Consider the following 16,074-nt stretch of genomic DNA (forward strand, 5'->3'; position numbering starts at 1 on the left):
CCATCCGACACCCGGGCGGGTCACCTTTGGCTCCAACCGCCCCGTGCCGGCCGTCCGACCGGCCTGATCAGCCTCGCCGACCTCATCGTGCGATTGATGTGACCACCCACGCGCCTGCCGAAATCAGTACGGCGACAGGGGAGCCCCGGGCCGCGCCCGGGGCACTCCCGTACGAGGGGTCGACTGACAACGGCCGGAAGCCGTGGACCCGCGCGGGCACCAGCACTGCCGGTCGCCGTGTGATCCACGCCACACAATGATCTTCGTTAGGTCGAATCCGACGGGGTAGCCGGGCAGCAGGCAGAGTGCCGGGAACAAGGATCCACGGCACCCGACAGGCGACGCTGGGGTGCCACAGATGTTTCATGCTCCGCGCGGATACGAGAGGGCCCCGCTCCCGCCGGTCCGCGAGCAGAATCCCGGGATTCTCCCTGCCCGGGCAGTCACGACCGCCCCGCGATCCGGGGTCCCCGGGCAGCGGGACGCGTTCTTCGACAACGCGAAGTACCTGGCCATCGTGCTCGTGGGGGTAGCCCACATGTGGGAGCCGGTGATGGACGGCAGCCGCGCCACACGCGCCCTGTACCTCGTCGTCTACACGTTCCACATGCCGGCGTTCATCATCATCTCCGGCTACTTCTCGCGCGGCTTCGACATGAGCCGCAAAAAGGTTCAGCGCCTGATCACGGGCGTCGCCGTACCGTATGTCGTCTTCGAGACCGCCTACACCGTCTTCAGGTGGTGGGCCGACGATTCCGATGAGCCGATCAGCCTGCTCGACCCCTGGTACCTGAACTGGTTCCTGATCGTCCTGTTCGTCTGGCGGCTGACCACCCCGATGTGGCAGTCGCTGCGCCACCCCCTGCCGGTGGCGCTCGGACTCGCCGTGCTCGCCTCCGTGAGCCCCAACATAGGGGACGACCTCAACCTCCAGCGCGTGCTGCAGTTCGCGCCGTACTTCGTGCTCGGACTGCTGCTGAAGCCGGAGCACTTCCGGATGGTCCGCAGGCGTGAAGTCCGGCTGCTGGCCCTCCCCGTCGTACTGTGCACGCTGGTCTTCGCGTACTGGGTGGCATCCCGTCTCGAGCTCGGGTGGTTCTACCACAGCAGCGCCGCTCAGGACAGGGGTGTTCCGTGGTGGTTCGGGGTCGTCATGACCTTCGCCCTCTTCGGCTGCTCGCTGGTCCTCACGGCCTGCTTCCTGGCCTGGGTCCCGGGGCGCACCATGTGGTTCACGGTGCTCGGCGCCGGCACGCTCGGCGGCTACCTGCTGCACGGCTTCCTGGTGAAGGGCGCGATCTACGGGGATCTCTTCGAGACGTACTCATGGCTCTCGACCCCGGTCGGCGAGATCTTCCTGACCATCGTGATGGCCGTCGCGGTCACTCTGCTGTGCACGCCACCCGTGCTGCGGATGTTCCGCTGGGTGATGGAGCCCAAGATGGAATGGGCATTTCGCCGCGACCAGTTCGACAAGGCCCCGCAGGCCCAGCCCGACACCAGGGCGCAGGCAACCCCCAGCAGGGCCTCGTGACAGCACCACCGCGGACAGCCGTTGCGCCGTGCCGGCCGCGGCCCGGCCGGCTTCACCGTCGCCCCTGCCGCCTGGGCCTCCTTCACCGGTCTCGTGTGCGCCTGCTCGGCGGCGGTGATCTCCGCTCCTAGCTCCGGCCTTCGCGCCGGAGCTGCGCCGACAGGTGGTCTTGCAGGGGCTGCCCGACGGCGGCGAGGTCGTGAACGCAGGTGAGGGTGCCCTCGTCCGTCAGGGTGTAGCGGCGGCGGGTGGCGTCGACCTGCTTGGCGGTGGGGGCGAGCGCCACCTGATGGGTCGTGAGGTCGACCGCGCCGCCGGCCGCGCGGCCGACCGAGATCTCCGCGACGCCGGTGGGCTGGGTGATCAGCGCCTCCACCCGCCCGTCCGGCTGCAGCCGCCACCAGCCGCTCTCCCGGGCCGACGACCGGAGCGGGTTGTCGTCCGCGTCGAGCAGCCAGGCGCGCGCCTCGTAGTGCAGGAAGGGCCGCCCGTCGTGGCTGAAGGTGATCTCCTGGGCGTACGAGAAGTCCTCGGCGAGCGTCGGGTACGTGCCGCGGCCCCGCCCGGCCCATGTGCCCAGCAAGCCGAGCACCGGCGTGAGCAGGGGGTGCGGCGCGGGTGCCGCGTCCGGCCGCAGGGCGTCGGGGTACGGGTGGTTGCGGTCGGGGTCGGACATGAGGTGTGCTCCTGTGTCGAGGGGGTGCCGGGTGCAGCCTAGGGCGTCGGTGCGCGAAAGCCTCCGCGACGGGACCGCGCGTCACACCGCGGGGCCCGACAGACAGGAATCACGCCGCCGGCCGGCACATTGCGCTCATCCGGCACCGACCGCTCAACCACCCCTACCACGGGCAACAGCTCGCGGGGCCAGCCGAGATGACCTCTTCGGGCGGGGTCTGCCGAGCCGGGGCAGTGAGGTCGCCCGACCCGACCCGGTGACCCCTTACGTCTGCTCCTCTATCTCCTGGACCTGCTGGTCGATGTCCTCGAGCACGGCCTTCGGATCGGCGGACGGTGCGACGGCCTTGCCGATGTTCCGCTTGATGGTGTTGCTGACCTGCAGCCAGGACGGTTCGTTGACCGGGTAGAGCTCGGCCCCGCTCAGCGCGTTCAGGAACTGTGCGCCACTGGGGTCCGCCGTCGCGCCCTTGGAGGCCGCGGACACCGTCGAGGGCAACAGGTGGTAACGCCCGGCGAACTCGCCGAGGTTCTTGTCCTCGTAGACGAATTCCAGGAAGGAGCCCACCAGTTCACGGTTGTGGTCGTGTTTGAAGGCCATCATCCAGTCGGCGACGCCCGCCGAGGGCAAGGTTTTCCCGTCTCTCAGTGTGTCCGACACGGGCATGCGCAGGGTGCCGACTTTCATGCCCTTCGCCCTCGCCTCGTGGAGGAGCGAGGGATAGCCGTTGAGCATGCCGACCTTCCCGCGCAGAAAGGCGGCGAAGGCATCCTGCCGGTTGAGCTCGGCGGGCGGAACGGGGCCGGTCAGGCCGGGCGTGACGAGGTTGTCCTTGATCCAGCGGAACGTCTGCGTGTTCTGCTCGGACGCGATGCTGTAGCCGCCGCTGCTGTCGGCGTATCCCCCGCCGTTGCTCAGTTCCCAGATCAGGGCCTCGGCGTGCGCCTCCTCGGGACCGAGCGGCAGGGCGTACGGGTAGGACACACCGTCCGTCTTCAACGCCTGGGCCGCGTTCCGCAGGTCCGACCAGGTCTTCGGCGGCTTCGCTCCGGCGCTGTCGAACAGCTCCTTGTTGTAGAAGAGCAGTCGGCTGCTGGCCACAAAAGGCAAGCCGTACAGGGTGTTGCCCACCGAACCCGCCTTTACGAGCGGCGGCAGGAAGTTCGCCTCCGCCTTGATCGACAGCAGCTCACTGGCGGCGTAGAGGCGGCCTTCGGCGGCGAAGTCGGAGTACGCGCCCATCAGGGCCACATCCGGGGCATTGCCTTCCTTGACCATGCGGGTGACCTCGCGGTCGACGTCGGCCCACGGGTAGAGCGTCACCTCGACCTTCTTGCCGGGGTGGGCTGCGGTGAAGGCGGCGGTCAGTTTTTCCCAGTACGCCTTGGAGCTGGTTCCCGGGCTGTTGCCGTACTCGGCGGCCACCAGGCGCAGTGTCGTCCCGTCGCCGCTGCCGGACGAGCCGCAGGCGGTGACGAGGGAGCCCAGTAGGCCGAGTGCGGCCATGGAGGCGGTCGCGCCGAAGAGTCTTGGTCGCACAGATCTTTCCTCTTACTTCATTTCGGACAGTGCGTCCGGAATTCTCTCCCGACCCGGGTCGAATTGCGCCCCCTGCGCAAAGGTTGTGGCCATTGCTCCAGCTGCGCCGATTGCGACTGGTGTTTTCCGATATGGCGACCCGGATTCCGACGCGCGTAGAACCCTCCGCCGTGTCCAACACAACTCCTCGATGGCGCATTGACGCAAGGCGGCCAAAGGGGAGCTGCCTCCCGCCGCCGACAGTGGCCCCGTATCGGGTGATCGCCGACGAGCCGGCCTCGAAGCACTGGGAGCCGGTTTCGGGCGAAGGTGGGGGTACGTCCGGTCAGGTGCTCGCGGCCGGCCGCTGCCGGGGCGGTTCGGCCCGCCGCACCTCGTCTCCGGAAGGCCCCAGCCGCGTTCGGCGTTGAGGAGCACCATGCCGACGTTGAGGGTGCCGACGAGACCGAGCTCGCACACGGTGCCTGCGGCGAGGAGCGGGCTTATGAGGCGGTGGCGGCGGATGTGCGCAGTCCGTCGACCAGGTCCTGCCGCGCGGTGGTGGGCGCCGGCCGCTGTGGCGGCGCCTGCGGCCCTCGGTGGCGGAACTCAGGTGTGCAGCGTCGCCTCGCCGGTGACGTGGATTCCGGTGTGGTCGCCGGGACGCACCGACACCGGCCCCGTGACCCGGATCCCCACCGGGTCACCGAGTCCTTGCACGGCGACCGTGACCATCGCGTCGTGCCCGTAGTAGGCCACGTCCGTCACGGTCCCCCGGGCCGCCTTTCCCGCTTCCGTCAGACGCAGTTGCTCGGGGCGCAGCAGGACGGTGCCGTCGCACCGGTCCCCGGCCGGAGCGACGAGCGGGATGCGGCCCAGGGCGGTCGTGGCGGTGTCGTCGCCGGGGGCGTCCGCCGCGCCGGGCAGGAGCACGGCGTCGCCGACGAAGCGCGCCACCCACGGGTCGGCGGGGCGGCGGTAGACCTCCTGGGGCGCGTCGCACTGGGCGACCCGGCCATCCCGTACGACCGCGACCAGGTCGGCCATGGAGAGGGCTTCCTGCTGGTCGTGGGTGACCAGGACCCCGGTGGCGCCGGTGGCGCGCAGGGCGGCGCGCACATCGGCCCGGACCCCGGCGCGCAGGGCGCTGTCGAGCGCGTTGAACGGCTCGTCCAGCAGCACCAGTTCGGGCTCCGGGGCCAGGGCGCGGGCGAGGGCCACGCGCTGCTGCTGGCCGCCCGACAGCTCGTGCGGCATCCGGTCGCCGTAGCCACCGAGGCCGACGAGTCCGAGCATCTCCTCCGTACGGGTGCGACGCTCGGCGCGGGTGAGGCCGGTCAGGCCGAAGGCCACGTTGCGCCCGACGCTCAAGTGCGGGAACAACGCGCCCTCCTGGGGCACGATCCCGATCCGGCGCTGCTCCGCGGGCAGGTGCGTGCCGGGGCCGGCCAGGGTGCGCCCACCGACCGTGACGGTGCCCGCGTCGGCCCGCAGGAAGCCCGCCACGACGCGCAGCAGCGTCGTCTTGCCGCAGCCGGACGGGCCGAGCACGGCGGCCAGCGAACCGCCGGGGACGTACAGGTCGAGTCCGTCGAGGACCGTCGCGTCCGGCCCGTAGGACTTGGACACTCCGGTGATCCGCAGATCGTTCATGTGCGGTGCCTCCCGAGGAGGTAGGAGGGAACGGCGGCGAGCAGGATCAGCGCCGCCGCGTAGGGCGCGGCGGCGGCGAACGACCCGGTCCCGGTCTCCGTCCACAGCCGGGTCGCGAGGGTGTCCATGCCCGTGGGGCGCAGGAGCAGGGTCGCCGGCAGTTCCTTCATGCAGACGACGAACGTCAGCGCCGCCCCGGCGGCGACCCCCGGCGCGGCGAGCGGCACGGTGATCTCGCGCAACACGCGCAGCGGGCTGCGGCCGAGCGAGCGGGCGACGTCCTCGAGGACCGGTGGGGACTGGAGCACGGCGGCGCGCGTGGCGGCGACGGCCACCGGCAGGAAGAGCACGGCGTACGCGCAGACCAGCAACGGGTACGCCTGGTAGAGCGGTTCGGCGTACCGGACGGCGAAGAAGACGAGCGACAGCGCGACGGTGATGCCGGGCAGGGCGTGGCCGGCATACGCGGACTGCTCCAGCAGGTGTACCGCCCTCCCCCGGTAGCGGGCGGCGATCACCCCCACGGGCAGCGCGAGCAGGCTCGTGAGCAGCGCGCCCGCCGCGGCCACGGCGAGGGTCGTGCCGGCGGTGTCGAGCAGCCGGGCCGGGTCCCAGGTGGCGGAGTTGCCGACGGCGAGCCAGTATCCGAGCGTGCCGAGCGGGGTGAGCACGCCGACGGCGACGACCGTCGCACACCAGGCCAGCGCGGGTACGCGCCACCGGCCGAGGGGGACGGGGACGGCCGGCCGCGCTGTCCCGGAGCCCGTTCTCGCGTGCCCCGCGCGGCCGCGCGTACGCGCCTCGGCGGCGACCAGCGCGATGGTCATGACGACCAGGACCACGCTGAGCGCGGCGGCGGGGGTACGGTCGAAACTGGCCCGGTACGAGGTGTAGATGCCGCGGGTGAAGGTGTCGTACCGCATCAGGGAGACCGCACCGAAGTCGGACAGTACGTACAGGGCGACCAGCACCGCGCCACCGGCGGCGGCGGGCCGTACCTGAGGCAGCGTCACACGCCAGAAGGTGCGGACCGGTCCCGCGCCGAGCGACCGGGAGACCTCCTCCTGCGCCGGGTCCGCGCCCCGCAGCGAGGCCGTGACGGGCAGGTAGACGTACGGGAAGCTCACCAGGGTGAGTGCCAGCGCCGACCCGGTGAAGCCCGCGAGGTCCGGGAAGGCGGACAACCACGTGAACGCCGCCACGTAGCTGGGCACCGCGAGCGGCAGGGTCACCAGCACGGACCAGGCCCGGGCGGCGGGCAGCGCCGTGCGGACGGTCAGCCAGGCCAGGGAGACGCCCAGCAGCAGGCTGGCCGTGACGACGACGGCGGCGAGCGTGAGGCTGCGGCCGAGGAGCTGCGCGGTGCGTTCGTTCGCGACGACCTGCCAGGCGAAAGCCGGGCCGCGCTCCAGGGATCGGACCGCGAGGTAGCCGAGCGGCAGCAGCGCGAACACCGCCGCGACGGCGGCGGGAACGAGGAGCACGGCGGACGGGCGGCGCTCGGCGCGCAGCCGCCCGGCCGGCGTGCGCGGGCCGGACGGGCGGGGCGGGAGGGCGCCCGGTCCCGCCGGTGCGACGGGATCCGGGGCAGTCATGGCGTCCTAGACCATCCCGACGTCCTGGAGCATCTTCAGGGTCTCCTGAAGCGATTCCAGCTTGCCGAGGTCGATCTTGGGGGCGTCGAGCGAGTCCAGCGGCGGCAGGTCCTCGACCGTGCTGGTCACGCCGGCAGCCAGCGGGTACTCCTTGGTGTCCTCGGCGAAGTACTTCTGCGCCTTCTCGGCCAGCAGGAAGTCCACGGCCTTCTGCGCCGCGGGGGCCTGGTCACTGCCCTTGAGTATCCCGACGCCAGCCGCGTTGACGAGCGAGCCGGGGTCGCCGCCGGGCAGGAAGTGGATCTTCGCGCCGACCTTGTCCTCGCCCTTCTCGGCGACCTGCTCGTACCAGTAGTAGTGGTTGACCAGGCCGAGGGCGACCTCTCCCGCGCCTACCCCGTCCAGCACCTTGAGGTTGTTCTCGTACACCTTCGGCTCGTTGGCCTTCAGGCCCTTGAGCCAGGCGCGGGTGGCGTCGTCGCCCTCCAGGACGCGCATGCCGGTGACGAACGCCTGGAAGGAGGCGTTGGTCGGCACGTAGCCGACCTTGCCCTTCCACTCGGGCTTCGTCAGCTCGTGCACACTGTCCGGCACCTTGGTGACCTGGTCCGGGTCGTACGCCAGGACGCGGACGCGCCCGGAGGTGCCGACCCAGTCCCCCGCGCCGCCGCGGAAGGAGGGCTCCACCTCGTCGAGGGACGACTGGGGCAGCTTCTTCAGCAGGCCCTTCTTGGACAGGGCTCCGAGGGCCCCGGCGTCCTGGGAGAAGAACAGACCAGCCTTGGTCTTGTCGCCCTCCTCCTGGATCTGGGCGGCCATCTCGGCGCTGTCGCCGTAGCGGACGGCGATCGTCGTGCCGATGGCCTTCTCCATGTCCTCCAGGAGCGGCTCGACCAGGTTCTCGTTGCGGCCGGAGTAGATCACGAGACCGGCGTCGTCCTCGGGGTTGCCGCAGCCGGCGACCGTGGCGAGGACGGCCGCCGCCGCGCCCAGCGCGGTCAGACGTCGGATCAGGGGGCGTCGCATGCGAAGCCTTTCTGCATGGCTCACTTGCGCCGCGTGTCGCGTCGTCAGGGAGCGAGCGGCGTAGCGGCGCCGCGGGAGGGACCTGGGGACGCCCTACAAATAAGGTAAAGCTAACCTAAAGGTCAAGGGTGATACAGGTAACTTCTCAACCCGGCCCGCGAGCGGCGAAGCCGACCTTACCTTGTCTTTACCTGTGGGCCCGCAGGGGGTCACCTGTGACTCTCCTGTGACTACCCAAGAAGGTAAGGCTTTCCTACGATGCGCTCGTGAAAGCCCCTTCCGGCCTGCTCCCAGGCACCAAGACCGTCCCGTTCGCCGAGAACCTCGCGGCTCACGGCGACCGTACGGCCGTCATCACGGCCGACGGCCCGGTGTCCTACCGCGAGCTCGCCGTACGGGTCGACGCCATCGCCCGCCGCCTCGGCCGGGAGCGGCGCCTGATCCTGCTGGTCGCGGCCAACACCGTCGACGCACTCGTCGTCCACCTCGCGGCCCTGGCGGGGGGCCACCCCGTCCTGCTCGTGCCCGGCGACCATCCCGAGGCCGTGCGGTCGCTGACCGACGCGTACGACCCGGACGTCGTAGCGCATGCGAAGGGCGGCCGGTGGGTGCTCGATGAACGGCGCCCGGTCTCCGCTCACACCCTCCACCCGGACCTCGCGCTGCTGCTGAGCACCTCCGGCTCCACCGGCTCGCCGAAGCTCGTCCGGCTCTCGCACGAGAACATCCAGGCCAACGCGGAGTCCATCGCCGCCTACCTCGGCATCCGGGACAGCGACCGCGCCGCCGCCACCCTGCCGATGCACTACTGCTACGGCCTCTCCGTCATCCACAGCCACCTCCTACGCGGCGCCGCGGTGATCCTCACCGGCCTCTCGGTCACCGACGCCTGCTTCTGGGAGCTGTTCCGCACCGCCCGCGGAACGAGCCTCTCGGGAGTCCCGTACACCTTCGAGCTGCTGGACCGGGTCGGCTTCGAGGCGATGGAACTGCCCCACCTGCGCTACGTCACCCAGGCCGGTGGACGCCTGGCACCCGAGCGGGTGGCGCGGTACGCCGCCATGGGGCGCGCGGCGGGCTGGGACCTGTTCGTCATGTACGGCCAGACCGAGGCCACGGCCCGCATGGCCTACCTGCCCCCGGAACTCGCCGAGACCCGCCCCGAGGCAGCCGGAATCGCCGTCCCGGGAGGCTCCTTCCGGCTCGAGCCGCTGCCGGACCGGCCCGGTGAGGCCACCGGTGAGCTGGTGTACACGGGACCCAACGTCATGCTCGGCTACGCCGAGGACCCCGCTGACCTCGGACTCGGCCGTACCGTCGACGAACTGCACACCGGCGACATCGCCCGGCTGGCCCCCGACGGTCTGTACGAACTCATCGGGCGGCGCAGCCGGTTCGCGAAGATACTCGGCCTGCGGATCGACCCCCAGCAGGTGGAGACGATGCTGGAGAACCACGGCGTCACCTCCTGCTGCGCCGGCGACGACGACGAACTCGTCGTGGCGCTCACGGACGTCCCGGACGCCGTCGGCCCCGCCGGGGTGCGACGGCTGGTGACGTCAGAATGCGGTCTGCCGGCGCGCGCCGTACGCGTGTGCGTCCTGCCCGAACTGCCCAGGCTCGCCACGGGGAAGCCCGACTACCGGGCGATACGCGAACTGACCCGCCCCGCGGCCGACTCCCCTGCCCCCGCCCACACGGCGATGCCCGTGCCCGCCGCAGTCGACCTGCGCCTGCTGTACGCACGGATCCTCGACCGGGACGACGTCACCGAGAGCAGCAGCTTCGTCAGCCTCGGCGGCGACTCCCTGTCGTACGTGGAGATGTCGCTCCACCTCGAGGAAGCGCTGGGGCGCCTGCCCGACAACTGGCACACCCTCCCCCTGCGCGAACTCCGGCAGCCACCGGCCACGCCCGCACCCCGTCGAGCCGGCGCCCGCCGCCGCACGCTGGAGATGAGCGTCGCCCTGCGAGCCGTGGCCATCGTGCTCATCGTCGGCTCGCACACCCATCTCTTCTGGATCAAGGGCGGTGCCCACGTGCTCCTGGGTGTGGCGGGGTACAACTTCGCCCGCTTCCACCTCACTGCGGCGGACCGGCCCGAACGCATACGGAACATCGCCCGCAGCGTCGTGAGGATCGCCGTGCCGAGCACGGCGTGGCTCGCGCTGATGCTCGCGGTCACCGACGACTACGACCTCACCGGCGTCCTGCTGCTCACCAGCCTCCTCGGACCCAACGACGGCTTCTGGTTCATCGAAGTCCTCCTCTACATGCTGCTCGCCGTCGCCGCGCTGCTCGCCGTGCCCCGGGTGGACCGCGCCGAGCGGCGTTTCCCGTTCGCCCTGCCCGCCGCCCTGCTGGGAATGGGACTCGTCGGCCGGTACGCCCTCTTCGGCCTGGACGACCGCATGCACATTCCGCTGGTGGCCACGGTCTTCTGGCTCTTCGCCCTCGGCTGGACCGCCGCCAGGGCCGAGACGGCGCGTCAGCGCCTGCTGGTGAACGCCGTGGTCCTGGCGGCCGTGCCCGGCTACTTCAGCGGCGAGCCGGCACGGGAGGCGGTCGTCATGGCCGGCCTGACCCTGCTGATCTGGGTCCGGAACCTGCCGAGCCTCGCCTCCGTCAACCGGGTCGCGGGCGTACTCGCGGGCAGTTCGCTCTACATCTACGTGACGCACTGGCAGGTCTTCCCGTACCTGGAGGACCGTTCGAAACTGCTCGCGACGCTCGCCTCGCTCCTCGTCGGCATCGTGTACGCCGCGCTGGCGGCTCGACTCGCGACGCGGTGGCGCTCCTGGCTCCGCCTGCGGCGGGCGTCGTGACGACAGGCCGACCGCTCAGCGACGTGCACCCGCGACGTGCGCTTCACGCCGGGCCACTCGCAGTGCGTCCTGATGGCGCCACAGCCACCAGGACGTCACAGCCAGCAATCCGGTGAAGACGACCAGGAACAGCACAGACACCCACATCTGTTGACTGCCGGGGCGCTGCCACCCCTCCACTGTGGCGCCTACCGCCCACAGGGCGATACCTGCCGCGTAGACCGAACGCGTGCGACGCAACTGCCGTACTGCCCGCGGAGCCAGAGGCTGAGGCTGCTTCGAAGTCATGCCGGCGCGTGTACCCCGTTGATCGCTGTTCTCACACGCAGGACCGCGTGGGTCACCGGCGGCCCGGAAGTTGCTCACGCTCGCGACCGGCGGCCCGCCCGGCTCCCGCTCTCCGCTACGCCTGCCGCCGGAGTCACCTCCGCCAGGGCGTGGGTGTATTCGAGATCCCAGACCAGGCTGAAGGCCGCCAGCGACGGTCGATCGGCGTGCAGGTTCGGGACGGGAGAGGCAGTCGTCGTCGATGAACAGCATGTACGGTGCGTCCGACAGGGCCACCCCCGGTTGCGGCTCGCGGCAGGCCCGGCCGATTCCTCATTGCGGACGACCCGGACCGGGCGGGTGGGGTGTGACGCCTCGACGCGACCCACCACCGGGTCCCGGCTGCCGTCATCGACCACGATCACACCGAAGTGCTCGAAACGCGATGACGACGTCCAGCTCGGTGTCTCGTCCTGAGCCCCGCATGTCCGCCATCACGTCTGCCTTCCGGGTATGCGCATGTTCCGCGGCCAGGGCATCGTCCCCTCACATCCGCCGCACACGCGGTTGAACCCGCTCCGGCGCACCGCGCCACGACGGCGACAGCGGTCTCGCCGCGGTGGCACGGTCACCACCGCAGAAGCAGACGGCGACCAGCAGGCCCATCACCGCCGTGATGCCGAGGGCGTCGAAGGCCGGAAAGGTCACGCTGGTGAGGAGAAGGGCGAACAGGGCCGCTCGGCTGCCGATCCGGAGGGTGTGCCGCCGCCACTCCTCCCCGGCCGGGCCCCGCCGCACGACCGCCGCTGCGATCACGAGCACGAGGAAGGCCGCCGCCGGTATCCCGATCTTCCACGCCAGCCACAGATACCCGTTGTGGGCGAAGGGGGTCGTCAGAGTGTTGAACGTGTCGTCCTTGCCCCAGGCGATCGTGGCGCCGAAGCCCGATCCGGTCAGGGGCCGGCTCTTGATCTCCTCCCCGACGATCCGCGACTCGATCAGCCGGTACTCGTAGGACGCGTCGACCTCGAGCCGAGTGACCGAGATCAGACGTTCCGCGGCTGTACGGACCTCGCCGGGTGCGAGCACGAAGAGGCACACGAGCAGCGACACGGTGCCGATCGGCGCCCACTTCACCGCGATCCGGCGCGCGTGCGCCCCCGACATCGTCACCACGACGGTGCAGCCACCACCGTGGCCACCCAGAAAGTCCGCTCGTACGTCACCCAGACGCAGAGCGCGTTCAAGCACACGATCGCCGCCAGCAGCCACCGCAGCGGGATCGACCGCACACGACCGGACACCAGCGCGGCCCAGGCCAGGGTCACGGCGACCGGGTACGCGTACAGCCCGCCCTGCAGTGAACCGCGGCCCGATGAGGTGAGGTCCACCCCGGGGCGTACGCCGACATCGGCCGCGCTCGTGTAGCTGATGGAGAACCCCCACTGAATCAACCCCCAGACCCCGAGAGCCAGGCCGAGAGCGATCAGTGCGTTCTCGAGACGTCGTCGGGCCGCCTCGTCATGGACCACCGGCCACGCCAGCACGAACGCACCCACCCCGAGCATCACGCGACGGGCTTCATGGCCCGCCTCGCTCACGGCGGCTCCGTGGGCGATTCCCACGCCAGGGCGCCGGTGAGCACCAGGGTGACCGCCGCGGCGGCGAGGAGCGGCGCGTCGATCCTCAGCCTGCGCGAGAGGACCAGCCATCCGACCCGGCACAGCCCGAGGACGAGGAGGACGTATCTCGAAGGGCACGAGCACCGTGAGGGAAGTTGACCGCTCCCTGACCCATCGGCTCGGTCCTGTGTCACTTGCCCGCAAGCGGGCCGATGTGGTCCCTGTACCGTCTGCACAACAGTGTGGCGTCTCAGGCCCGCGGCGGGGGTCGGGCGCCGAGTCGAGGCAACATGACTGACAGGAGTTGTGTGAAGTGATTAACATCGGGGACATCGAGGCGGCAGCCCGGCAGATCGCCGGGCATGTGGTGCGTACGCCGACGGTGTCCAGCCCGGGACTGTCCGCGTTGCTCGGCGTGCCGGTCACCGCGAAGCTCGAACTGTTGCAGCGCACCGGCTCGTTCAAAGCGCGGGGGGCGACGGCGAAGCTGCTTGCGCTCGACGAGGCCGACCGCGCGGCGGGTGTGGTCGCGGTGAGCGGGGGCAACCACGCGATCGCCGTGGCGGTCATGGCCCAGGCCCTGGAGGTGAAGGCCACCGTCGTCATGCCGAAGTCGGCGCCCGCTCACGCCGTGGAGATCGCAGAATCCGCCGGGGCGACCGTGCACCTCACCGACACGATGGACGCCGCGTTCGCCCTCATGTCCCGGTTGCAGGCGGACGGGCTGAGCCTGGTGCATCCCTTCGACGACCCGGTCGTGGTAGCGGGACAGGGCACGGTCGGGCTGGAGTTCGCCGACGACCTGCGCGCGGCGGGCAGCGGTGCGATCACCGACGTACTGGTGAGCGTCGGTGGCGGCGGGCTTGTCGCGGGTGTCGCGACAGCACTGCACGCGCGGCTGCCCGGCGTACGGGTCTGGGGCGTGGAGACCGAGGGCGCCGAGGCCATGTCCCAGGCGCTGGCCGCAGGAGGGCCGCAGCAGGTCGCGCTGTCGTCGATCGTGAGCACGCTGAGCGCGCCGACCGTTTCGCAGATCACGTACGACCACGTGTCTGCCCTGGTCACCGACGTACTCGTGGTGCCGGACGCCGATGCCGTACAGGGCACGCTCGACCTGGCGCACCATGGCAAAGTCTGGGCCGAACCGGCCGCCGGCTGCCTCCTGCCGGCGGCCCGGCAGGTGCGGGAACGGGTGGGCGACAGTGCGCGGCTGGGCCTGGTGGTGTGCGGTGGAAACGCCACCACACAGGACGTCTTCCGCTGGGCGGAGCGCTTCGGCCTGAGGTGAGGGGACATGCACCTGAGCTGACCGCGGACTGAGTTGGGGGTTCTGTTCGGATCAAGGCGGCGCGGGTGATGGCAGCCGTTCCCGGACAGCCCGCCGCTCTGCTCCAGCGGTTCATCGCGGCGCCGACCGAACCGAGATCCGTGAGTACCTGCCGCATGAGCTGGACGATGAGCCTGTGATTCTACGGCGCCGGAAGTAGCGGAGCACCGGTGCTTGCGGGGGGCTGCTGCAGCCCGGTCGCGCTGATCACAACCGCACGCACGACCTTGGGTTGGCGTGGGATGTAGAGGCTCCGGCCGCTCTGGCCCGAGCGGCCGCCACCTGATCGGGACACGCCTCTGCGGTGCGCAGCGCCAAGAGGGTGCCGATGCAGTAGCCGATCACGGCCACGGTCCGGCGCTGACCTGAGACTGGGCGGCAAGGAAATCGAAGTAGGCGCCGGCGTCGCGCAGGACACGTTCAGTGGTGGCGTCCGCCTTGAGCAAGGGCATGAGCTGGGCGACGACCGCGGGACGGACCTCTTCCCCGATGTGATCAGGAAGGTTTACCACCGGTGCGGGGCCGTGCCGGCAGTAAAGGTTGGGAACGAGTACGTAGTACCCATGTCCGGCCAGCTCACGGGCCCTCTCCTCGAGCTCGGGCCGCACGCCGAAGGCGTCCGAGTACAGCAGCACCCCAGGGTGCCGCTCACCGCCGTCGGGGAAGGCGACGAAAGCGTCGGCCCGGCCGTCCGGGGTGGGGACGAACATTGCCTTGGTGGGCATGGATTCTCTTCTCCTGTCGTGGTTGACATGTCCAGCCTGTGATCAACACGACGGAGGCGGAGCCCGCGCAGCAGCGGCGGATCCTCGATACAACAGCGGGCCCGTACCGGCCCGTACGGTGCTCAGGAGAGCTACCTGCGCCAGCGCCCTGGTCACGGGCCCAGCTCACCTTCAGCCCGCGGCTTGCCCTGTCCGCGTTGCGATCCAGAGAAGCAGGGGGACGTCCACGGTCAGCGGTGCCGTAGGCAGAGCGGTGGTCGAGCAACGGACAGGGGCCCGCCGGTTGCCGCCCGAGCAGACAGGGTCGGGCGGCAACCGGGCTCACAGCAGTCCCGTTTCGCGAAGCCATCTATTCGACGGCTCGCGAACGGGTGCGGCGGGTGTGGTCGTTGCTCTGCTGCCCTACTCGACGAAGTACGAGTCGTGCTTGATGAAGAACTCCGTGCGTTCTTCGTCGGTCGCGTTGGCCAGCTGCGACAACCCTTCGAAGTATTCCTCGCGCGGGGCCCCCGGCGCGAACACCATCAGCATCTCCGCCGGGGCATCCGAATCGTTGCGGAAGGCGTGCAGGCCGCCCTGCGGCACGAACAGGAAGTCCCCCTTCCTCGCATCGACCCACTCTGCCCCGTTGAACAGCCGCACCGTCCCATCCAGGATGAAGAACGACTCCGAGATGGTCTTGTGGAAGTGTGTCTTCGGACCACCGGCCCCGGCGCTCATCTCCACCCGGTAGAGACCGAACTCCCCGTTCGTGGACGCTTTGGTCGCGAGATAGTGCGTTGCGTCGCCCTTCGGCGACGACAGCTCGGCCGGCGTGTCCACGGGCCTGAACACCGCACTGACCTCGCCACTGTCCCCGGAATAGCGTGCCTCCGGATACGACATGTCTGTCCCCTCCCGTGTATCTCCTGCATGCACAAGCGCAGCCGTAACCTGCCGTCCGGCGCCTTTCTTCCCCACAGAACGCGAAGCTCCGCGTCAGCCTGGGCGCGCCTGCCTGGCTGAATATGCGCGGCAGCGTGCTGCGGTGACGGCTGATCACATGGACGCCGACTGCTGGACACCCGCCCATCACGCGGTCGAGCGTTGGAGGGAAGCCGGGCGTCGGTAATCGGGCGGCCGCTTCCGCGTCGGCAAAATCACCCGCCGGAGAGAAGACCAGGCGAGCGGTCCGGTTCCGGCGTGTTCAGCCCCGGACCAACGCAGGGGGCCAACTCGCCGATCGGCCCGTCGACCCGTCGACCCGTCCAGGAAGGGCCGGAAAGAGCCGTGTCGGCCGAGCTGCTTATGGGGAGATACGAGCGGT

At 70.4% G+C, this 16,074-nt stretch carries 12 protein-coding genes and 2 pseudogenes; 3 read left to right on the forward strand and 11 right to left on the reverse strand.

Annotated features, from left to right (window positions below; translation table 11 throughout):
* Positions 1–358 precede the first annotated feature (358 nt).
* Entirely contained in the window at positions 359–1,534 is a 1,176-nt protein-coding gene (locus AC07FK_RS23625) for an acyltransferase family protein (protein WP_479106904.1), read from the forward strand.
* 127 nt (positions 1,535–1,661) lie between these two features.
* On the opposite strand, the gene AC07FK_RS23630 is transcribed toward AC07FK_RS23625, so the two are convergent.
* The 6 genes and pseudogenes from AC07FK_RS23630 to AC07FK_RS23655 form a co-directional block, all read right to left on the reverse strand.
* Positions 1,662–2,210 carry a nitrobindin family protein gene (locus AC07FK_RS23630; RefSeq protein ID WP_479106905.1) on the reverse strand — a complete coding sequence of 183 codons (549 nt, stop codon included), beginning with the start codon at positions 2,208–2,210 and terminating at the stop codon, positions 1,662–1,664.
* Positions 2,211–2,474: 264 nt separating this feature from the next.
* Positions 2,475–3,749: an extracellular solute-binding protein gene (locus AC07FK_RS23635; protein WP_479106906.1), complete on the reverse strand. Its 1,275-nt coding sequence runs from the start codon at positions 3,747–3,749 to the stop codon at positions 2,475–2,477.
* Positions 3,750–4,136: 387 nt separating this feature from the next.
* A pseudogene (locus AC07FK_RS23640) lies at positions 4,137–4,306 on the reverse strand (MFS transporter); the annotation flags it as partial.
* Positions 4,307–4,337: 31 nt separating this feature from the next.
* Positions 4,338–5,381: an ABC transporter ATP-binding protein gene (locus tag AC07FK_RS23645; RefSeq protein WP_479106907.1), complete on the reverse strand. Its 1,044-nt coding sequence runs from the start codon at positions 5,379–5,381 to the stop codon at positions 4,338–4,340.
* The gene (locus AC07FK_RS23650; RefSeq protein ID WP_479106908.1) at positions 5,378–6,976 is read right to left on the reverse strand and encodes an ABC transporter permease; all 1,599 of its coding nucleotides are present in this window, start codon (positions 6,974–6,976) and stop codon (positions 5,378–5,380) included. The genes AC07FK_RS23645 and AC07FK_RS23650 overlap by 4 nt, the downstream gene beginning before the upstream one ends.
* Positions 6,977–6,982: 6 nt before the next feature.
* Positions 6,983–8,002, reverse strand: a complete 1,020-nt coding sequence (locus AC07FK_RS23655) for an iron ABC transporter substrate-binding protein (protein WP_479106909.1) — start codon at positions 8,000–8,002, stop codon at positions 6,983–6,985.
* A gap of 266 nt (positions 8,003–8,268) precedes the next feature.
* Between AC07FK_RS23655 and AC07FK_RS23660 the strand changes: the two genes are divergently transcribed.
* Complete coding sequence (locus AC07FK_RS23660; RefSeq protein WP_479106910.1) at positions 8,269–10,827, forward strand: AMP-binding protein; 2,559 nt, start codon at positions 8,269–8,271, stop codon at positions 10,825–10,827.
* Positions 10,828–11,189: 362 nt separating this feature from the next.
* Here the strand turns inward: AC07FK_RS23660 and AC07FK_RS23665 are convergent, their stop codons facing one another.
* The 3 genes from AC07FK_RS23665 to AC07FK_RS23675 form a co-directional block, all read right to left on the reverse strand.
* Positions 11,190–11,519 carry a glycosyltransferase family 2 protein gene (locus tag AC07FK_RS23665; protein ID WP_479106911.1) on the reverse strand — a complete coding sequence of 110 codons (330 nt, stop codon included), beginning with the start codon at positions 11,517–11,519 and terminating at the stop codon, positions 11,190–11,192.
* Positions 11,520–11,640: 121 nt separating this feature from the next.
* A complete protein-coding gene (locus AC07FK_RS23670) occupies positions 11,641–12,270 on the reverse strand; it encodes an O-antigen ligase family protein (RefSeq protein ID WP_479106912.1) in 630 nt (209 codons plus the stop codon).
* The gene (locus AC07FK_RS23675; protein WP_479106913.1) at positions 12,264–12,695 is read right to left on the reverse strand and encodes a hypothetical protein; all 432 of its coding nucleotides are present in this window, start codon (positions 12,693–12,695) and stop codon (positions 12,264–12,266) included. The genes AC07FK_RS23670 and AC07FK_RS23675 overlap by 7 nt, the downstream gene beginning before the upstream one ends.
* A gap of 334 nt (positions 12,696–13,029) precedes the next feature.
* On the opposite strand from AC07FK_RS23675, the gene AC07FK_RS23680 reads away from it, so the two are divergent.
* Positions 13,030–14,004, forward strand: a complete 975-nt coding sequence (locus tag AC07FK_RS23680) for a threonine ammonia-lyase (protein WP_479106914.1) — start codon at positions 13,030–13,032, stop codon at positions 14,002–14,004.
* 312 nt (positions 14,005–14,316) lie between these two features.
* On the opposite strand, the pseudogene AC07FK_RS23685 reads toward AC07FK_RS23680, so the two are convergent.
* Together AC07FK_RS23685 and AC07FK_RS23690 are read right to left on the reverse strand one after the other, a co-directional pair.
* A pseudogene (locus AC07FK_RS23685) lies at positions 14,317–14,768 on the reverse strand (dienelactone hydrolase family protein); the annotation flags it as partial.
* A 402-nt stretch (positions 14,769–15,170) separates the two neighbouring features.
* A complete protein-coding gene (locus tag AC07FK_RS23690) occupies positions 15,171–15,653 on the reverse strand; it encodes a cupin domain-containing protein (RefSeq protein WP_479106915.1) in 483 nt (160 codons plus the stop codon).
* Between the last annotated feature and the right edge of the window lie 421 nt (positions 15,654–16,074).

Source organism: Streptomyces sp. NPDC046122 (assembly GCF_056429965.1).